The sequence below is a fragment of the Acidobacterium capsulatum ATCC 51196 genome (assembly GCF_000022565.1).
GTDB classification, from domain to species: Bacteria; Acidobacteriota; Terriglobia; order Terriglobales; family Acidobacteriaceae; genus Acidobacterium; species Acidobacterium capsulatum.
On the sequence record NC_012483.1, the window covers coordinates 2,308,334 to 2,327,528 of the forward strand.

General features: G+C 61.4%; 15 protein-coding genes and 1 tRNA gene. 9 read left to right on the forward strand and 7 right to left on the reverse strand.

What is annotated here, in order from left to right; genetic code table 11:
* Window positions 1–11 precede the first annotated feature (11 nt).
* Window positions 12–2,585 (reverse strand): SpoIIE family protein phosphatase, encoded by a 2,574-nt coding sequence (locus ACP_RS17380; protein WP_015897076.1) that lies wholly within the window; start codon window positions 2,583–2,585, stop codon window positions 12–14.
* A gap of 148 nt (window positions 2,586–2,733) precedes the next feature.
* Here ACP_RS17380 and ACP_RS09400 point away from each other — a divergent pair, with 148 nt between their 5' ends.
* Complete coding sequence (locus tag ACP_RS09400) at window positions 2,734–3,678, forward strand: VOC family protein (protein WP_015897077.1); 945 nt, start codon at window positions 2,734–2,736, stop codon at window positions 3,676–3,678.
* A gap of 54 nt (window positions 3,679–3,732) precedes the next feature.
* On the opposite strand, the gene ACP_RS09405 is transcribed toward ACP_RS09400, so the two are convergent.
* Together ACP_RS09405 and ACP_RS09410 are read right to left on the reverse strand one after the other, a co-directional pair.
* A complete protein-coding gene (locus ACP_RS09405) occupies window positions 3,733–5,007 on the reverse strand; it encodes a glycosyltransferase (RefSeq protein WP_015897078.1) in 1,275 nt (424 codons plus the stop codon).
* 3 nt (window positions 5,008–5,010) lie between these two features.
* Window positions 5,011–6,573: an adenosine deaminase family protein gene (locus tag ACP_RS09410; protein WP_148215110.1), complete on the reverse strand. Its 1,563-nt coding sequence runs from the start codon at window positions 6,571–6,573 to the stop codon at window positions 5,011–5,013.
* Between the two features lie 267 nt (window positions 6,574–6,840).
* On the opposite strand from ACP_RS09410, the gene ACP_RS09415 reads away from it, so the two are divergent.
* From ACP_RS09415 to ACP_RS09435, 5 genes are all read left to right on the forward strand, one after another.
* Window positions 6,841–6,915: transfer RNA gene (locus tag ACP_RS09415), tRNA-Phe, on the forward strand.
* 661 nt (window positions 6,916–7,576) lie between these two features.
* Window positions 7,577–8,986 (forward strand): glycoside hydrolase family 30 protein, encoded by a 1,410-nt coding sequence (locus ACP_RS09420; protein WP_015897080.1) that lies wholly within the window; start codon window positions 7,577–7,579, stop codon window positions 8,984–8,986.
* 267 nt (window positions 8,987–9,253) lie between these two features.
* On the forward strand, window positions 9,254–10,867 hold the full coding sequence (locus tag ACP_RS09425) for a DHA2 family efflux MFS transporter permease subunit (RefSeq protein WP_015897081.1): 1,614 nt from the start codon (window positions 9,254–9,256) through the stop codon (window positions 10,865–10,867).
* 140 nt (window positions 10,868–11,007) lie between these two features.
* Entirely contained in the window at window positions 11,008–12,831 is a 1,824-nt protein-coding gene (locus ACP_RS17385; RefSeq protein WP_169305958.1) for an ATP-binding protein, read from the forward strand.
* A gap of 21 nt (window positions 12,832–12,852) precedes the next feature.
* On the forward strand, window positions 12,853–13,128 hold the full coding sequence (locus ACP_RS09435) for an oxidative damage protection protein (protein WP_015897083.1): 276 nt from the start codon (window positions 12,853–12,855) through the stop codon (window positions 13,126–13,128).
* 6 nt (window positions 13,129–13,134) lie between these two features.
* Here the strand turns inward: ACP_RS09435 and ACP_RS09440 are convergent, their stop codons facing one another.
* The 3 genes from ACP_RS09440 to coaE all read right to left on the reverse strand — a co-directional run bounded on the left by ACP_RS09440 (window position 13,135) and on the right by coaE (window position 15,819).
* Window positions 13,135–13,863 carry a polysaccharide deacetylase family protein gene (locus ACP_RS09440; protein ID WP_015897084.1) on the reverse strand — a complete coding sequence of 243 codons (729 nt, stop codon included), beginning with the start codon at window positions 13,861–13,863 and terminating at the stop codon, window positions 13,135–13,137.
* Between the two features lie 14 nt (window positions 13,864–13,877).
* Entirely contained in the window at window positions 13,878–15,038 is a 1,161-nt protein-coding gene (locus ACP_RS09445) for a S1C family serine protease (RefSeq protein ID WP_015897085.1), read from the reverse strand.
* Window positions 15,039–15,153: 115 nt separating this feature from the next.
* Window positions 15,154–15,819 carry a dephospho-CoA kinase gene (coaE, locus tag ACP_RS09450; protein ID WP_238525699.1) on the reverse strand — a complete coding sequence of 222 codons (666 nt, stop codon included), beginning with the start codon at window positions 15,817–15,819 and terminating at the stop codon, window positions 15,154–15,156.
* 44 nt (window positions 15,820–15,863) lie between these two features.
* Between coaE and ACP_RS09455 the strand changes: the two genes are divergently transcribed.
* Together ACP_RS09455 and ACP_RS09460 are read left to right on the forward strand one after the other, a co-directional pair.
* Window positions 15,864–16,031, forward strand: a complete 168-nt coding sequence (locus ACP_RS09455) for a Trm112 family protein (RefSeq protein WP_015897087.1) — start codon at window positions 15,864–15,866, stop codon at window positions 16,029–16,031.
* A gap of 168 nt (window positions 16,032–16,199) precedes the next feature.
* Window positions 16,200–16,445 carry a hypothetical protein gene (locus ACP_RS09460; protein WP_041839453.1) on the forward strand — a complete coding sequence of 82 codons (246 nt, stop codon included), beginning with the start codon at window positions 16,200–16,202 and terminating at the stop codon, window positions 16,443–16,445.
* 39 nt (window positions 16,446–16,484) lie between these two features.
* Here the strand turns inward: ACP_RS09460 and ACP_RS09465 are convergent, their stop codons facing one another.
* Window positions 16,485–17,072, reverse strand: coding sequence for a DJ-1/PfpI family protein (locus ACP_RS09465; RefSeq protein ID WP_015897089.1), 588 nt, complete (start codon window positions 17,070–17,072; stop codon window positions 16,485–16,487).
* A gap of 141 nt (window positions 17,073–17,213) precedes the next feature.
* On the opposite strand from ACP_RS09465, the gene ACP_RS09470 reads away from it, so the two are divergent.
* Complete coding sequence (locus ACP_RS09470) at window positions 17,214–18,809, forward strand: YifB family Mg chelatase-like AAA ATPase (RefSeq protein ID WP_015897090.1); 1,596 nt, start codon at window positions 17,214–17,216, stop codon at window positions 18,807–18,809.
* The last annotated feature ends 386 nt before the right edge of the window (window positions 18,810–19,195 follow it).

The following is a 19,195-nucleotide window of genomic DNA, read 5'->3' on the forward strand; positions in this document are numbered from 1 at the left end:
AGGCAAAGCCGCTACTCAGCCTCGCATTTGAGCACCAGCAGCGTCATGTCATCATGCTGCGGAGCGCCCGCTGTAAAACGATCCGCCGCCTGCAGAACCGCTTCCAGTATCTGCGCGGCCGATCCCTTCGCAGCCTCGCGCGCAGCCCCAATCATGCCCTCTTCGCCCCATTCTTCTTCTCGCGCCGTCATCGCCTCACTGATGCCATCCGTATAAAGCAGCAACAGGTCGCCCGGTTCCAGAACAATGCGCTGCTCGGCATATTGCGCCTTCGGCAGCAGGCCCACCACCGGCCCTGAAGCCTCAATGCGAATTACCTCTTCGCCGCGCACAATCAGCGGCGGATTGTGTCCCGCATTCACGCACTCCAGCTCGCGCGTCTTCGCGTCAAAGGCTCCAAAGAAAAAGGTGGCATACCGGTTCTGCGCCGAGGCCTCATACACCAGGCCATTCATCTGCTCCATCAGGCAGGCAAAATTGTTATGGCTGGCCAGCGTCAGCCCGCGCAGCGAAGCCCGCAGGCTCGCCATCAACAGCGCCGCCGAGATTCCCTTGCCGGAAACATCGCCAATCGCAATGCCCACGCGCCCATCGCGCAACAGCAGCATGTCATAGTAATCGCCGCCCACGCCCTGGGCCGGACGGCAATAGCCCGCCAGCGAGAGCCTGGGCAGCGAGGGCGCATCCTGCGGAAAGAGCCGCTCCTGCACCTCGCGCGCAATCTCAATCTCTCTCTGCGTGCGTTCGCGTTGCGCGGCTTCGTGCGCCAGCGACTGCACCAGCTCGCTCACCTCCAGCGCCAGGCCAGTCTGCGAAGCCACCGTCTGCAGCAGGCGCAGGTCACTGCGCGAATAAGCCGCCTCTGACTTCTTCGGCCCCAGCGCCATCACGCCCATCAACCGTTGCCGCCCCGGCACCGGCAGCAATACCTCGGCATGCAGCCCATCGAGCGTCTGCCGCTCCGTGGAATCCGCCATCAAGTACCACGCATCGGGCCGCCGTTCTGAGAGCCGCGCCGGTTCATTGCTCAGCGCCAGCCGCCGCACCGCCGAGGAATGCGCCGTGAGCGTCAGCGTACCGTCAATGGGCAGTCCAATCGCCTGCTGCAACTGGAACGATTCGCCACTGCGCAACAGCAGCGCGATATTCTCCACGTGCAGCGTGTCGGCAATGCGGCGCACCACCGTCTCCAGCAGCGGCTGCGCATCGGTGAAGCGCAGCACCTCTTCTGACAACTCGGTCATCACCAACTCGGCGTTGTAGGCCTCGCGAAAGAACTTGCGGTCGAGCCACTCGCGCGCACGCTTGGGCGCTACAAAAAGCAGCAGCAGCACAATCGCGATAAAGATTGCCGGGCCCACCCAACGCAAGCTGCTGTGGCTCGACTCATGTGTCCCCGGAGCCAGCAGAATCAACGCCGCCCCCAGTATCAGCACCACCTGCAGCACCCAGATGCCGGTGCGCGCCAGCAGATACCGTGTCCCCGAGCGCAGCAGCACCCGCACATCCATGGCCCGCTCCACCAGCACCACATAGACCATGGAGGCCGGAGCAAAGGTGAAGAACAACGTTCCCACATAGGTGAGCCACATGCCATGAGCGCGCAGATTCACCCCCAGATCGGGCAGCAGAACAAAAACGATCAGAACCGCGCCGAGACCAACAGACATGCCCGTGAGAAGCACGCGCATGCGCCGCCGCGTATCGGCGGAGGACGCCGAGCGCAGTTTGTCCACCATGAGCGCAACACAACTCAGCACACAAAGCAGATTCAGAACATTGTCCGCGTTCTGCGCAAACGTTGACGCGGCAGCGAGCCAGGGAGGATTGCCATCGGCCACCATCTCGCGCACAGCGACCGGAGCAAGGACCGCGAAGGCACACAGCATGGGAACGATAATCAGATATTTCAGCCACGGAAAGCGGATGTCGATGCGCGAGCGCTCGGGAAAATATAGACCAAATAAAAGTAAGCAAAGAATGCCGTAGAACTGCAGCAGCTGATACCAGGCCATCTCCGGCACGAACAAGGGAACTGGCGCGTTGCCGGGCTGGTAGAACATCACGCTGGGAAAAGCCAGAAGGAAGTAGAAGAGCCAGGCGTTGAGGTCCGTGGGCCGGGCAAAGAGCACCCACGAGCCCAGCAGCAGGCAGATCAGCGACATTCCCAAAAAGACCCCGGCCTCGCCCCAGTACTTGCTGGCAGAGACCACAGGCTCGGGTGCCATCCGGATCGCCGCCGTGCCCTGCTGGCCGTTTGCCGACCGGTAGCCCACCAGCAGCAAGGTGCCGGGCGCCACGGCGGTCAGTTGGTTCCACTGAATCTGGCCGTGGTAGGGCACATGATTCAAAGAAACAATCCTGTCGCCCACCTTCAGGCCAGCCTCGGCGGCCTCGGGTTTGACAGAGGTAACCCTCAGAGAATCACTGTCAAAACCAAAGGGATCCCGCACATGATGGCTGGCATGAACCGTCCAGTCCCAGTCGGCCGCAGTGCTAGAGACCCAGTAGCCCAGTCCAGCCAGGATGCAAAGCACCGCCAGCGCTCGCCACCATCCCACCCGCAGATTCTGACCGGTCTTCATGTGCCCCCATACTAACCGGGCATGAAGTGGGTCTCCCACAACATTCTCGTGCCCGGCGCGCCACTCTCAAATGCCTTACGGGCAGTAGGCCGCGGTGGTTCCCGAGGAGTATGGTGTTAGGCGAATCCATTTGGAGGGATTTACCCCAATGAATCGTTTGATCGGCCTGGCCGCGGCGGTCGCGTTTTCGGCTACCGCCTTCGCACAGGCCCATACCCCGGCGCGACCGCCCATCACAGGCGTCTCGCACATCTCCGTCTATACCAGCCACCCGGAGCAGGCCCAGCACTTCTACCAGCACGACCTCGGCTTCAAGAAGATGCCCGACCCTGAGAATCCGGCCGGAGTCCGCTACTACGTCGACTCCCGGCAATTTGTCGAGGTGCTGCCGCTGCCGGCCGGCCAGGGCGTCAATCGCCTTGACCACATCGGCTGGATCACCACCAATGCTCGCGCGATGCGGCTCTATCTCAAGGCACACGGCGTCACCGTTCCCGAGCAGGTGCAGCACGGCAACGACGGCAGCTACTGGTTCAACGTGCACGATCCAGAGGGCAACAAGGTCCAGTTCCTGCAGCCACCCGCGCATGGCGTCTCCATGGCAGGCGCTGACCCCATCGGGCATCGCATGATCCACGTCGGCATGCTCGTTCACAGTCGCGCGAAGGAAGACACTTTTTACCGCGACATTCTCGGCTTCCGCCCCTACTGGTACGGCGGCATGCAGACCGGCAAAATTGACTGGGTATCGCAGCAGGTGCCCAACGGCCGCGACTGGCTCGAATACATGCTCACCAGCGGCCCCTCCGGCAGCGGCATTCCCGCAAACATCTCCCAGCACCAGCTTGGCGTTCTCGACCACTTCTCCATCGGTGTCGTCAACATGGAGAAGGCCGTGACCACACTCGACTCCGAGGGCCGCCTCAAGGGCAATGAACACCAGCATGGTCCGCAACTGGGCCGCGACGGCAAATGGCAGTTCAATCTCTATGATCCGGATGAGATTCGTGTCGAGCTGATGGAGTACAAGCCGGCAGAAAAGCCTTGCTGCTCCCCCTTCACCGCCGCCAACCCGGTGCCGCCCACGCACTAAGCTTTGCTGCACACAAGGGCTCGTTCGCCGCACCCTCCGCGGCGGGCGAGCCTTTTATTTCCCTGCCAGTAAGGACTCCAGCGCATCACAGGCAGCGAACACGCCGTCTTCGGCACGCACCTCTTCCGCAATGGCCGCCGCACTCTCGGCATAGCTGCGGTCTTCGAGCAACGCCCGTAGAGATTTCGCAGCCGTGCGCGCATTGTAGTGAGGGCGTCCAATCACCTCAGCCACGCCAAGCCGCCGAACCCGCCGGGCATTATCCGGCTGGTCATGGCTATAGGGCATCACCAGCATCGGCTTGCCGGCACGCAGCGTCTGCGCCGTCGTGCCCACGCCACCCTGGTGAATCACTGCGGAAGCAAAAGGCAAAATGCGCGAATATGGCGCATAATCCGCCACAAAAATGTTCTCGGGCAGCCGGCGCTTCGGGCGATTCGCCGCATCGTGCCCCACCAGCAGCACGGCACGCTGGCCTAACTCCTCAGCCACCCGCGCGCTCTCTTCATAAAAATTCCCGGGATCCAGAACCGCCGCCGAACCCAGCGTAAAAACAAGCGGAGCTGAACCTTCCTCCAGGAATTGCTTCAGTTCCGGAACCAGATTCCGCTCCCCCGCATCGCCGTCATAGTAGACAAAGCCGGTCACGCGAGTCTGCTTCGGCCAATCCTTTTGCGGCTCGCCCAGCGCGCCTGAAAACAGGGCCAGCACCAGCCGCTCCGAGTGCTTTGCGTCAAAGATGGGGTCCTTCCCGTGCGGCAATCCCAGCTCCCGCCGCAGCGCATACACCGGCTCAGGCCACTTGCGGGTGACGTAGCGCGCAAATCGCGCCACCACCTGCCCCGTGCCCGGCACAATTGCCTGCACCTTCGCCAGCAACGGGTAAGGGGGCAGCACTGGCGGATCATAAGCTGAAAAAAACGAGAACGGCGCCAGCACATAGCTCGCCCACGGTATGCCGGTCTTCTCCGCCACAATCGGCGCGGCATAGGCCAGTTCTCCGGCCACCAGCAGATCTGCGCCGCCCTTCGCGCTCACTGCGGCCATCAGGTCTTCGTAGCTCTCGCGAATTGACGGAAACAAAAACTCCCGCAGGCCCCGCTCGGTACCATGCTTGATGTCATAGATCATGGCGACCAGCCGCTTGTCATGCGGATCCTGGTCCGGGCGCACCGGCGCAAACTCAATGCCCAGCGGTTCGATCTTTTCCCGAAACATCTCCGGAACCGCCAGCACCGGCGTATGCCCCCGCCGCTTCAATTCAAGCGCAAGACCGATCAGCGGATTCACATCCCCAAACGTTCCAAAGGTAGAAAAAACAATCCGCATGACTTAAAAACTTGCCTCAAACAAGTGAAAACGCCGTTCCAGCTCCCATTCTTCTTGCGCCTTTTGACTGTGATGCACCAGCTCCGCGCAGGCTCCCGACGGCTCGGCATTCCCTAGCTGGCCACGGCAGGCGGCCACTGGCGTCGTCAGCCGCTCTGGAGTTGTTTGTTCCCATAGGCTCCTGCCCGGCAGAAATGCATGCTCCATCGACGTCCGAGCCAGCAGCTTCATATCCATATAACTCAGTGGATACGTATCCGCGGCCATCACATACTCATGCGTCAGATCAATGCGTGAAACACCCTCATCATCGGTCGAAAGCGCCACCGGCACTCCATACGCGCGATACAGCATCAAGGGATGCTCCTTGCCCTTGACGCCCAGAATCACGGCATTGCTGGTGAGGTTGATCTCTACCATCACGTGCTTGCGGGCCATCTCATGCAGCAGTTGGGCGGCATCATTCTCATAAGAGATATCCACTCCGTGGCCAATGCGCTCCGCATCGGCTTCTTCCACTGCAAGGCGGATATGAAAACGCAAATCCCGCGGCGGCACCAGCCCCAGCGTCAGCTCGCCCGCATGCAGCGAGATATGCACCTTCGGATACATCAAGTGCAGCGCATGCACCATCGCCATATGCAGGCGGTAGTCATGAATGGAGTAGTAGGCATCCTCCGGCTGCACCATGTTGATGCCCACCACTTGTGAATCCGCCGAGGCCACCTCAAAGCCCAGCAGCAATTGCGCAAATACATCCGCCGGCTTCATGTTGCGCAGCACCTGGTAAAGAAACCGCACCTTGACCTGACATGCCGGCGCCGCGCCCGGCTCGCCGCAATGCTCCATCGCCTTGCGGCGCGTCTGCGCCTCATCAAAGTAAGCCTCCGCCGGCGGCACCAGCTTCCCAAAGCCCGCCGCCATCAGCCGGTCCCGATACTGCACATAATTGCTGTCAAAGCCTAGCTTCTCAGCCAGCGCCGTCGCGGCAGAGAAGCTCGGCGTCATCATGATTTCGAGATACTGCTCATTCTGCGCGGCCGCGCGCGCCGCCACATCGTCCACCCACTCGGCGTCATGACTCACCGCAAGGCCGCTGAAGCGGTCAAACGTATCAAAAAACTGATCGTGCCCCGAGTCGCCCGTCACCGGAACAAACGTCCGCATGGAGAACGAGTCCACCAGCTCGTCATAAAGATGCTGATCGTTGGGCAATGCCGTCGCAGCCACATCGCCCTTCGGGCAGTCCGGCGAGTGATGCGCCGCGTCAAAGCGCAACCCCGCCACATTCACGCACAGGCGATCCTCCGCCGCATCCTTGAGAAATGTCTCGGCATACACCGCGCCCGAGAGATGCATGTGCAGGTCGCCGCCCTTCGGCATGCGGCGCAGAAATATCTCCAGCGCCGGCGGCCCCTCTTTTTGCGCGGCGGCAAAGGCGCGCGCGGCGCGCATCTCCGGCGTAGCCTGCGCCCGTGCGGACGCCGGTCCCAAGACCCATCCGGCCACGGCAAGCAGACTTACGAGGCAGACTCCCCGCAACCTTTGCTCGGATTTTCTCCTCATTCCGGCAAGCTCCTGAAAAGACTCGTGCGACCAGTGTAGCCGCCGCGCCATCCCGACCGGCCTCACGCCGGCCCGGGCATCAGGATTTTCACAGAAGTGCGCCGAATCTCCTCCCGGCGCGTCGCTTGTCCATCGCTGCACACGCTTCGGCGGTCTGCTATACTTTCAAAAGTTGTATGGCAGTAGATTGAGCCTTCCCGGGATCCCTCCCGGCCGTATCGCTGGCTCCACAATCCCTCGCCACCCACAACTTCCTTGGAACTCCAAGGCCAGATAGCTCAGTGGTAGAGCGCGGCCCTGAAAAGGCCGGCGTCGGCGGTTCGATCCCGTCTCTGGCCACCACTCCCCCCCTCCCAAAACAACCCTCCAGCCGCGCTCGAATTTGAAGAGCGGAGCTCAGACTTATAGCTCGCGGCACTGCGCAAGGCCGGCGTCCGCGGTTCGATCCCGTCTCTGGCCACCACTCCCCCCAAAGCAACCCTCCAGCCGCGCTCGAATTTGAAGAGCGGAGCTCAGACTTATAGCTCGCGGCACTGCGCAAGGCCGGCGTCGGCGGTTCGATCCCGTCTCTGGCCACCACTCCCCCTCCCAAAGCAAACCTCCAGCCGCGCTCGAATTTGAAGAGCGGAGCTCAGACTTATAGCTCGCGGCACTGCGCAAGGCCGGCGTCCGCGGTTCGATCCCGTCTCTGGCCACCACTCCCCCCTCCCAAAACAAAGCTCCAGCCGCGCTCGACATCCCGAGCGAAGCTCATGATAGTCAGCAGCGTGCCTCAAAACACGCACCTCAGCTTCATAGCCGGGTACAGCTTTCCCGGCTAGTATTCAGTAGGCATTCATTAAACAATCGTTTTTCTTCAGTGAAAACGCTTGACAGCCGCTATGCCGCCCTGTTTCCATCATCTGCGGATTCGGAGGGAGACCGCCAAGCCGTTTAGACAATGGTTTGTCTATCCATTCTCTCAACCTCCTCCCCCGGCATATTCGCACTTGAGGTGATCTTCATGAAGACCAAAGCGGCCTGCTGGCTGCTGTCTCTCGCCCTTCCGCTGAGCACGAGCCTGCTGGCCGGCGCGCAGCAGATTCCTGCCGCGCACGAATGGCTCACCACGGCTTCCCGCTCGGCATTGTTTGCCGAGCAGCCCGGCTCGCTCGCATTTGCTTCCCCTGCCAATCAGTTGCCCGTGATCGATGTCAACGACATGCAGCAGTTCCAGTCCATGCTGGGCTTCGGCTGCGCGCTCACCGGCGGCAGCGCGCGCCTGCTCATGCAGATGGGCGCAAGCCAGCGCCACGCTTTGCTGGAGCAGCTTTTCGCCAAACAGGGCAATGGCATTCACATCAGCTTTCTGCGTGTCAGCATCGGCTCCTCTGACATGAACACCCATGCCTACACCTATGACGATCTGTCGCAGGGCGAGACCGATGCTTCGCTCAGCCACTTCAGTCTTGATCCTGACATGCACACCGTCATTCCGGTGCTCAAAGAGATTTTGGCCATCAATCCCGACATTAAGATTCTCGGCTCGCCCTGGTCCGCGCCTGCATGGATGAAGACCGATGACAGCCTCAAGGGCGGCCACCTCAAAAAAGAGGACTACCCCGTCTACGCCCGCTATTTTGTGAAGTACCTCGAAGCCATGCGCTCGCACGGCATTCACATCTACGCCATCACCGTGCAGAACGAGCCGCTCAATCCCAAAAATCTGCCCAGCATGGTCATGTTCGCGCCCGAGGAAGCCGCCTTCATCGCCAACGATCTCGGCCCCGCGCTCCACAAAGTCGGCCTCGATACCAGGATCTGGGTCTATGACCACAATCCTGATGTGCCGTCCTATCCGCTCTCTATCCTGGGCGATTCTGCAGCCAGCGGCTACGTCGATGGCACGGCCTTCCACCTCTATGGAGGCACCGCGGCCACCTTCACCAAGGTGCACAACGAATATCCGAACAAGAACCTCTACATGACCGAGCAATCCGTCGGCAGCCCGCACACCGGGCCGCTGCCTATAGCGGAAACCCTCCAGCGCGTCGCCATCGACTCCTCCCGCAACTGGAGCCGCAACGTGCTCTACTGGAACCTCGCCGCCGACCCCAACGACGGCCCTCACACGAACGATGGCGGCTGCACTGGATGCCAGGGTGCCCTCACGCTCGACGGCAATCAGGTCACCGACAATCTCGCTTACTATGCCATGGCGCACTTTTCAAAGTTCGTGCCGCCCGGCTCAGTCCGTATCGGCTCCAGTCAGCATGAGCAGCTTTTCACCGCCGCCTTCCGCACGCCAGACGGCCACATCGTGCTCGTCGCCGCAAACACCGGCAACTTCGCCAAGCCCATTGACGTGAAATACCACGGTCAATGGTTCCAGACCACGCTGCCTGAGGAATCGGCCGCCACCTACGTCTGGTAGCACCGCTCTTTGCAATGCCTCCAACTCCAGTCTCCGGGAATCCGCACATCGGCTTCCCGGACTTTTTTTGCCTCTTCCCGGCTGACTCCGCAAACATCCATGCGTCCCTGCAGAAATCTTTCTCTCCTTTTGCACCTTTCCTCTACCCCATCGAATCTTGAACCCATGCCGAAGCTTTGCTCGCGCATCTGCTCCAGGGCGCCGGGCAGAATGTATAAATAGGAGAGTTTAACGCTCCTATCCACTCTTCCTGCTGGGGTCTTCCAGATGTCTCAATCCTCTGTCGCTCCACGGCCCGCGGCCGCCGCCAGCGATCAGGATTTCCATTACGAGCACTGGACCCCGCGTTTCAATCCGTGGGTCATCACCTTTACGGTGACTCTTGCCACTTTTATGGAGGCGCTCGACTCCAGCATCGCCAACGTGGCGCTGCCGCACATTGCGGGCTCGCTCGGCGCAAGCCAGGACGAAGCCACCTGGGTCCTCACGTCTTATCTCGTCTCCAACGCCATCGTGCTGCCCATCAGCGGCTGGATCTCCAACCGCATCGGCCGCAAGCGTTTTTACATGGCCTGCGTGGCCGCCTTCACTCTCTTCTCATTCTTTTGCGGACTCGCGCCCACTCTGACATGGCTGGTCATCTTCCGCGTCATTCAAGGCGCGGCCGGCGGAGGCTTGCAGCCCAGCGAGCGCGCCATCCTGGCCGACACATTCGCGCCGGAGAAACGAAGCCTCGCCTTCTCGCTCTACGGCATGGCGGTCGTGCTCGCACCCGCCATCGGTCCTACCATCGGCGGCTGGATCACCGACAACTACACCTGGAGATGGATCTTCTTCCTCAACATCCCCGTCGGCATCCTGTCACTGCTGCTCACCAGCCGCATTGTGGAGGACCCGCCCTATCTCAAGCGCCAGCTCGCCCGCCTCAAAGAGTCGGTGGATGGCATCGGGCTCGGGCTCCTCGCGCTCTGCATCGGCGCCGCGCAGATTGTCTTTGACAAGGGTCAGCAGGATGACTGGTTCGGCTCTCACTTCATCGTTGGCTGCACCATCGTGGCCGTCGTTTGCCTCGTGCTCTTCCTCTATCGCGAAAGCACGGTCGAGCACCCCATCGTGGACCTCAAGCTCTACCGCACCCGCAACTTCGCCATGACACAGATCGTCATGCTGCTCATCGGTGCCGCGCTTTACTCCACCACCGTCATGATTCCGCAATTCCTGCAGGTGCTCATGGGCTACACCGCCACGCAGGCGGGCCTCGCACTCTCCATCGGCGGCGTCGTGCTCATGATCCTCTTCCCCATCATGGGCTTTCTCGGGCAAAAGATGGACCCGCGCCTGATGATCACCCTCGGCTTCGCCGTGCTCACCTTCGGCATCTGGCGCATCAGCGATCTCAACCTCAACATCAGCTTCGGCACCGCGCTGAGCTGGCGAGCGGTGATGGTGCTCGGCATGCCAATGCTGTTTGTGCCCATCAGCGTCATGTCCTACGTCGGCATTCCGCAAGAGAAGAACAACGAGGTTTCCGGCCTCACCGCACTGGCCCGTAACATCGGCGGCAGCGTCGGAATCTCCTTCGTCACCACCCTCATCACCCGGCGAACGCAGGTGCATGAAAACTATCTGGCCGCGCAGGTCAACCCGTCCTCGGCGCAATACCAGTCCCTCGCCCAGGGCATGCAGGGCTTCCTCGCCCAGGCAGGAGCCGGCACCGGCAATGCCGCCCACGCCGCTGCCGCGCAGATTTACAACATCATGAAGCAGCAGGCCGCCGCCCTCGCCTACGTGGATACCGTCCACGTTCTCGTGCTGCTCACCGCCTGCCTCATCCCCATCGGCTACCTCATGAAAAAGCCCCGCTACCGTAAGCGTTCCTGAAGCGTAGCCTCCTTGCCTCCCACCGTCACAACAGGGCAAAACGCTGTCATCTGGCCTTCATTTTTCCGATAATATGAAACTCGCAATACCCAGGCCGCGCGGGTGTACGAGACCGGCGGATCCCAATGTTCGAGGCCCCCATGGATTCCGCAACTTTCCGCCGCCACCTGCTGCGGCTATGCTGGGTCCCGGTTCTGGCGCTGTTCCTGCTCTGCCTGTTGCTCGGCTACGAACTGGACCGCATCACCATGGCGGCGCAGTGGGTCGATCACAGCGACCGCGTCATCGCCCAGATGAACCAGGTCAGCCGCGCCATCGCCGACAGGCAATCTGTCCTCCGGGCCTATCTGCTCACGCAGCAGCCTCATTATCTGCACGCCTATATCCGCGATCAAGCCGCCATCCGCGCGGGCTTTGATGATCTTCGTCAGCTTGTTGCCGACAATCGCGAACAGATTGCCGCCGTCGATCAATGGAGCAGGGACTATCAGGCTTGGAGCGATCTCGATCCCCGCTCTGTCGCTCAGGATGACCGCTCAAGCCTGTTGGCCTATCTGCAGTCGCAAAAAATAGCGATGCATCAGGCCTTGCAGGATCGCGAAACCATGATGCGCCGCGAACTGGAACTCCGCGAGCGACGCACCGTCGTCCTCGAACGCCTCGACTGGATGTCGGTGCTTGCCTTCTTCATTCTCGCCATCGGCGTCGGCGCGCTGATTGTCTGGCGCACCACCCGCACCTTTCATCTCGTCCATACCGGCTATGACCAGCGCGTCAATGAAGCCAAATCCCTCTATGAAGAAACGCTGGCGCGCCGGCAATGGCTTGACACCACTCTGCGTAGCATTGGCGACGCCGTCATCGCCTGCGACGCGGAAGGCCGCATCGCCTTCATGAATCCCGTGGCGGAGCAGCTCACCGGATGGAACGAAGCCGAGGCACGCGGCCTCGATCTCTCTGCAATCTTCCGTATCGTCAACGAAAACACCCAGCTCGCCGTAGAAAACCCAGTGGAAAAGGTGCGCCGCCAGGGCACCATCGTCGGGCTGGCAAATCACACACTCCTCATCCGCAAAGACGGCGCTCAGATCCCCATCGATGACAGCGCCGCGCCCATCCGTAACAGCGACAGCAATCTCATCGGCGTCGTGCTCGTCTTTCGCGACATCACCGCAAAAAAAGAGACCGAGCGGGCACTCCTGCGCGCCGAAAAACTCGCCTCGGCCGGCCGCCTGAGCGCTTCCATCGCGCATGAAATCAACAATCCGCTCGAAGCCCTGATGAACCTGCTCTACCTGACCCGCCACATGGACAATCTCACAGAAGTCCACGAATATCTGGCCCAGGCAGAGTCGCAGTTGCGCCGCATCTCTCACATCGCCCGGCAATCGCTCGGCTTTTATCGCGACAGCACCGTGCGCTCCACCTTTTCCATGCGCGGTGTCATCGGGCAGGCCGTCGAGTTCTATGCTGCCCGTGCTGCTATGCAGGGCGTCCGCATGGAAGTTGCGGCAGCCTCCGATGTTTACGTCTTCGGATCAGCCGACGAGATCATGCAGGTCCTCTCCAACCTGCTCGCCAACAGTCTGGATGCCATGCCCGGCAGCGGCATCATCCGCATTCATCTGCGCCAGACGACGGCCAGCCCTGACGGGCGGGCTGACGGTGTGAGGCTGTATGTCTCTGACAACGGCAACGGCATCCATCCGGAGCAGCGCCAGCAGATCTTCGATCCCTTCTTTACCACCAAAGGCACCACCAGCACCGGACTCGGCCTCTGGGTCACCCAGCAACTCATTGAAAAGCACGGCGGCTCCGTCGCGGTGCGCTCCCGCACGCAGGGAACCTGGCGCGGCACATTCTTCCGCATCTATCTGCCGCAAACACCCGGCACCGGCTCTGACCGCAAGCCAAACCATGCCATCCTTGAGCCTGCGCCAGACGAATCCGGCCCGCGGTCGTAAAATAAGGATTGAGTGAGGACCATGGCACACAACGTATTCTGCGCACGCTACAAGCAGGAGATGGAAGGACTCGACGAGCCTCCCTTCGACAGCGACTTTGGCCACAAAATCTACAACAACGTATCCAAGCGCGCCTGGGGCGAATGGATCGAGCACCAGAAAATGCTGCTGAACGAGTATCGCCTGCAGCCCTGGACGCCACAGGCTCAGGAGTTTCTGGTCGAGCAGATGAATCAATACTTCTTCGGCGAAGGCGCTCAGCTTCCCAAGGAGTACGTTCCCCCGTCGCCGCGCTAGCTTTTTCTAAACCGCGTTCCAGCGATCCACGGTTACAAATTCACGGCCCTCCCCGCTCTGCGTCAACAGCATCTCCACCGCGCGCAGGGTGTGGGAGCGGTCAGCCCCCATCGCCAGATGGCCGCCGTCATGCAGCAGCAGGTTGCTCGCGCGGCCTCGCTTCTGATTCCGCTCAATCCCCGCCGTGAGAATCCCCGCCACTTCCTCGGCCGGGCGCGGATTCCAGTCATACCCCGTCACATTCCACATCACCGGCGTCAGCCCAAGCGAGCGTGCATGCCGCAATACATACGGCCGCCGCGCTCCAAAGGGCGGGCGAAAGTATCGCACCGGCTGCCCCAGAACATCCTCAAGAATCGCGTTGCAGCCCGACAACTCTTCGCGCACCTGCGCTGCCGAACAGCGCATCAACATCGCGTGCGTCACCGTGTGATTGCCAATCAAGTGCCCGGCATCGCGCACCGCGCGCGCAATGTCCGGCCGCTGCCGCACATACTGGCCCACCATGAAAAACGTAGCCCGCACCTCATGCTTCGCCAGAATCTCCAGCAGTTGCAGCGTGCAGCGGTCATTCGGGCCATCGTCAAAGGTCAGCGCAATCTCATTTGAATTGCGGCCCGCCAGCAGCGTGCGGCCAAAGATCTGCGAGGCCGGCCAGATGCCCGCATAAAAATATCCGCCCACTCCCAGCCCGGCCACACCGGCCGCCGCAATTGACGTCGCAATCAGATTCACGCCGTGCCTCTTGCCTAAACTTCCTGCTCGCCGGCCACGCCGAGCTTCACATGAAAGACCATGCGGCGGCCATCGCGCAGCACTGTCACCGTGATGACATCGCCGGGCTGATGGCTGTTCATAATGTCAGAGATATCCTGCTGGCTCGCCACCTGCTGGCCATCCATCGCGATGATCAGGTCGCCCCCAATCTCGATCTGCTGGTTGCCCAGGTACGCTGTTTGCGAGCCGCCATGCAGCCCGGCGCGCGCGGCGGGTCCGCCCGGAATCACCTGCTCAATCAGCACGCCATACTGCGCGCCCAGATTCATCTGCTGTGCAAGGTAGGGCCCAATCGGCAGCGTCACCACGCCCAGCGAGGGACGCATCGGATGCCCGTACTTCTGGAAATCCTTGAGCACCGCCTTCGCCGTATCAATCGGAATCGCAAATCCGATGCCCGCGCTCTGCTCCACCGGAACCTGGTCATTCGGATTCGTCGCAATCAGCGAGTTGATGCCAATCACCTCGCCCTGCGAATTCAGCAGCGGGCCGCCTGAATTGCCCGGATTGATCGCCGCATCCGTCTGAATCGCATTCTCAATCGGCGCGCCCACCGGCCCGCGCACTGAGCGAATCGCGCTGATGATCCCCGACGTCATCGTGCCATTCAACCCAAACGGATTGCCGATGGCATACACAATCTGTCCCACCTGCAGATTCCGCGAGTCGGCCAGCACCGCCGGATGCAGATTCGGAGCATGAATCTGCAACAGCGCCAGGTCATGCGTGCGATCCCGCCCGATCACCACCGCCTTGTAGCGGTGCTTGTCCCAGGTCTGCACCTCGATATTCTGTGCGCCCGCTACAACGTGATAGTTGGTCAGAATGTGGCCGGCCTTGTCCAGAATGAAGCCCGAACCCTGGCCTTGCTGTGGCACCAGCCCATAGAAGAAATCAAGCCCCACCGAGGTCGAGGTGATGTTCACCACCGAGGGCATCGCCCGCTTGTAAACCGCAATGTTGTTCTGCTCCTGCGGCAGATACTTCGGCTGGGTGCTGACCTCGGTCAACTCAAGCTGCGGGTTCGCAGGATTGGCGAAGACGCCAAAGCCTCCATCGGTGCCCAGATGCGAGAGTACGAACCAGAAGCCGCCCACAAGGAGCAGCACCAGAGCAATGCGGCGAAAATTCATGCGCGGATTGGCCTCGGATCGAATTGGATTTCAGCCCCCGCCGCCATCCCATCGAACAAAGCAGCGAAGCATCTCCTCTATTTTACCGGGAGCCTCTCGCCGCTCCTCTTCGCGATCAGCGCGCAACGCCCCGCGCCGCCAGGCGCAGTTCTTCGGCCAGGCGCTCCACCTGGGCGCGCGTCTCCGCCAGCGTGCCGGTGTTATCAATCACCGCATCACAAAGCGGAATCTTCTCTGCATCCGGAATCTGCCGCGCCAGCCGCGAGCGCGCATCCTGCTCAATCGCAGCCCTGCGCTCCGGCGTTGCATCCGGCTCCATCGCCAGAATGCGCCCCACATAGCGGGCAATCTTCATTTCATCCGGCACCGTGACCAGCAGCACGCGATCAAAACGGTCTCGCCATCCCGGCACGCTGCTCGCTTCATGGCTCGCCTCAAAAATCAGCGCGGACTCTACCATCGCCACGGCCTCTGGATCACGCGCAAACACCTCGCGCATCCACTCCTCCTGCGCCGCAATCACCAGCGGATGCACCAGCGCGTTCAATTCCGCCAGACGCCCTTCGCGAAAGGCCATCTCCGCCAGCCGCGCGCGGTCCAGCGTCCCATCGGGTCGCACGACTTTGTCGCCGAAGTGTTCCACCACGGCGCGGTACGCGCTCTGCCCCGGCTCCATGAGCGCCCGGCCCACGGCATCGGCTTCAATTACGGACATGCCCAGTTCGCGAAACATCTGCGCCACTGTCGATTTTCCGCTTCCAATGCCGCCGGTGAGTCCCACACGCAGCAATGCTCTGCTCCTCGCGCGCCGGTTACACTGGCGCTATGCCATTTCAACTGCTGGACTTGATTGTATGTCCCGCCTGTCACGGCCCGCTGGCCGAGTGCACCGGCCAGGCCGATGCGCCTGCGCTCGTCTGCACATTCTGCGGCCGCGAATACAGCCTGCTCGACGGCATTCCCGTGCTTATTCCCGATCGCGCAAAGCAGTAACCACGCGGCCCAATCTGCATCTCATCCATTTCTCATGCCACTTGCGTACCAATGGATGAGAGTTGCACAGGAAGAACATGCTTTGCTGAATTTCCTTTCGCACAGCAACACTCACGGCTACTCTGGTGTCTCACTGAACAGCAACATCCAAAGAAAGGAAGATCGCCCATGCAGGAGAAAGTGGATCGAATCGAGAAGTTCTCCGTCGCCGAGTTGGCAAATCTGCGTGCGGAATTGATGCGCTCGGGCCTCGACAGCCGTCAGGCGGCGGAAATTCTCTCGACCTTCCTGATCGGACGCGGATACGGCGTCGATTCGCAACGAGTCACCGAGGCTGCGCTCCGCATGGAGCGTTCCGGCTGTACCACGGACTGCATGCAGGCCGAACTCGAAAGTGTCGCTCTCATTATGTAGTGGTCACCGGGGCAGCGCGACCGCTGCCCCGTCCACCACTTAACCTTTCTGCGCCAGGTACGCTTCCACCACCGGCAAATACTTCGCCAGCCACTCCGGATGCGCAGGCCATGCCGGAGCCGTGACCAGGTTCCCATCCACCACCGCCGCCGTCATCTCCACCGCAACGTAGTGTCCGCCCGCAAGTTCCACCTCTGGCGCGCATGCCGGATAAGCGCTGACACGCTTGCCCGCAATGCACTTGGCCGCCGCCAGCAGTTGCGCCGCATGGCAGATAGCCGCAATCGGCTTCTTCGCCTCGGCAAAATGCCGCACCATCGCGAGCACCCTCTCATTCAGCCGCAAATATTCCGGAGCCCGCCCACCCGGCAGCACCAGCCCGTCGTACTCCGCCGGGTCAATCTCCTCAAACGTGGCATTCAACCCAAAGTTGTGGCCGCGCTTCTCCGAATAGGTCTGATCCCCTTCAAAGTCGTGAATCGCCGTGCGAATGGACTGCCCGCTCTTCTTGCCCGGGCAAACCGCATCCACCCTGTGCCCCACCATCTGCAGCGCCTGGAACGGCACCATCGTCTCATAATCCTCGGCATAATCGCCCACAATCATCAACAGCTTGGCTTGGCTCATCGCAAAGACCCTCCGCCTCATTGTGACGCGCAATGACGCGCCCGCGATCCAGAATCACATGTAAAAATCCTTCCGAATCTCCCAAACATGCCTTTAGTACCGTTGGCCCACTCCCCCGCTCGGGTGATGCTGTTGCTTCCCATGCTTTTCAAAGCTCTGAGCGCCGCGGTGTACGGCATCGATGCCAACATCATCGATGTTGAAGTCGATTTCTCCGGCGTGACCACGCTCGAAAGCCGCTTCAACATGGTGGGCCTGCCCGACGCCGCCGTGCGCGAAAGCCGTGACCGCGTGCGCTCCGCCATCAAAAACTCCGGCTTTGAGATTCCCACCACCAACATCACCATCAACCTCGCTCCGGCCGACATGAAGAAGGAAGGCTCCGGCTTTGACCTCCCCATGGCCATCGGCATTCTGGGCGCTTACGGCGCGCTGCAGATCAAGGACATTCGCGAATTCCTCCTGGTCGGCGAGCTTGGCCTCGATGGCGCACTGCGCCCCGTGCCCGGCATGCTGCCCGTCGCCGTGGCGGCGCGCGAGCGTGGCATTCGCAATCTCGTTATTCCCAAGGCCAATGCGCGCGAAGCGGCGGTCGTCGAGGGCGTCAACGTCTATCCCGTCGAAACCCTGAACGACGCGCGCGAGTTGCTCAACGCTGCCGGCAATGGAGGCATCCACACCCCGCCCTTCCGGGTGCATGCCGAAGAAACGCTCGAGTCCGATACCTATTTCGGCCCCGACTTCGCCGATGTGCGCGGCCAGCAGGCCGCCAAGCGCGCCCTTGAAGTGTCGGCCGCAGGTGGACACAACATTCTCATGATTGGCCCTCCCGGCTCCGGCAAAACCATGCTCGCCAAGCGCCTGCCCTCCATCCTGGCTCCGCTCAGCTTTGACGAGGCGCTCGAGACTACCAAGATTCACTCCGTCGCGGGCGTGCTCGACGCCGAGGCCGGACTCGTCACCCAGCGCCCCTTCCGCTCACCGCACCACACCATCTCTGACGCCGGGCTCATTGGTGGCGGCATCATTCCCCGTCCCGGCGAAGTCTCGCTCGCACACAACGGCGTGCTGTTCCTCGATGAACTCCCCGAGTTTCCGCGCAACGTGCTCGAGGTCATGCGACAGCCGCTCGAAGACCGCAACGTCGTCATCGCGCGCGCCTCCATGTCTCTCACCTTTCCGGCATCGTTCATGCTGGCGGCAGCCATGAATCCCTGCCCCTGCGGATACTTCAACGACCGCTCGCGCGAGTGCCACTGCACCCCGCCGCTCATTCAGCGTTACGTGGCCAAGGTCTCAGGCCCGCTTCTTGACCGCATTGACATTCACATCGAGGTGCCGGCTGTGCAATATCGTGAGCTACGCGGGGGAGCCGCCAGCGAGGGTTCGGCAGCCATCCGCGCCCGCGTGCTGCAGGCGCGTCAGCGGCAGGCAGCGCGCTTTGGCAACATTGCGGCCGCTCCATCCGCCAGCCGTGCTCAAAAAGAAAAGTCCCGCACCTACTCCAACGCCCAGATGACCACACGACAGATTCGCCAGTTCTGCGAGCTCAGCCCCGAATCTGAAAAGCTCCTCGAACGCGCCATGCAGCAGCAGGGACTCACCGCCCGTGCCCACGACCGCATTCTCAAAGTCGCACGCACCATCGCCGATCTGGCCGGCGAAGAATCCGTCGCCGTCCCCCACATCGCCGAAGCCATCCAGTACCGCACCCTCGACCGCAGCTACTGGAGCTGAGCCTCACGCGCCTCATCGCGCCGCTCTCTCCCGCGTCCTCTTCTTGCGCCTCAAATTCTCCCAAAAAACTGCGCAAATCGCCGCTTTTGGCTCCCCATGTCAATTGTCAGTGAATGACCTGTCAATGTTCGGCAAATCGCTCTTTTTTTAAGGTTGCCTTCAGCTTCGCGTTTTTAGACTGACCCAGCCGGAACTCTCATAACAATCAGCCGGCGCGTGGATCCTCCTTGCGAGACTCCCCTCTCAGTCGTCATTCCGCACCGCGCGACTGGGCTCTCACTCGCGTCCGGGAACCACATCGCCACAAGGCAATTCGGCTATCTGCTTCATGCGTCCAGTCGGCGGCCTTCGCCCCTGCACGGTGAATTGCAAACAGTAAACAGGCC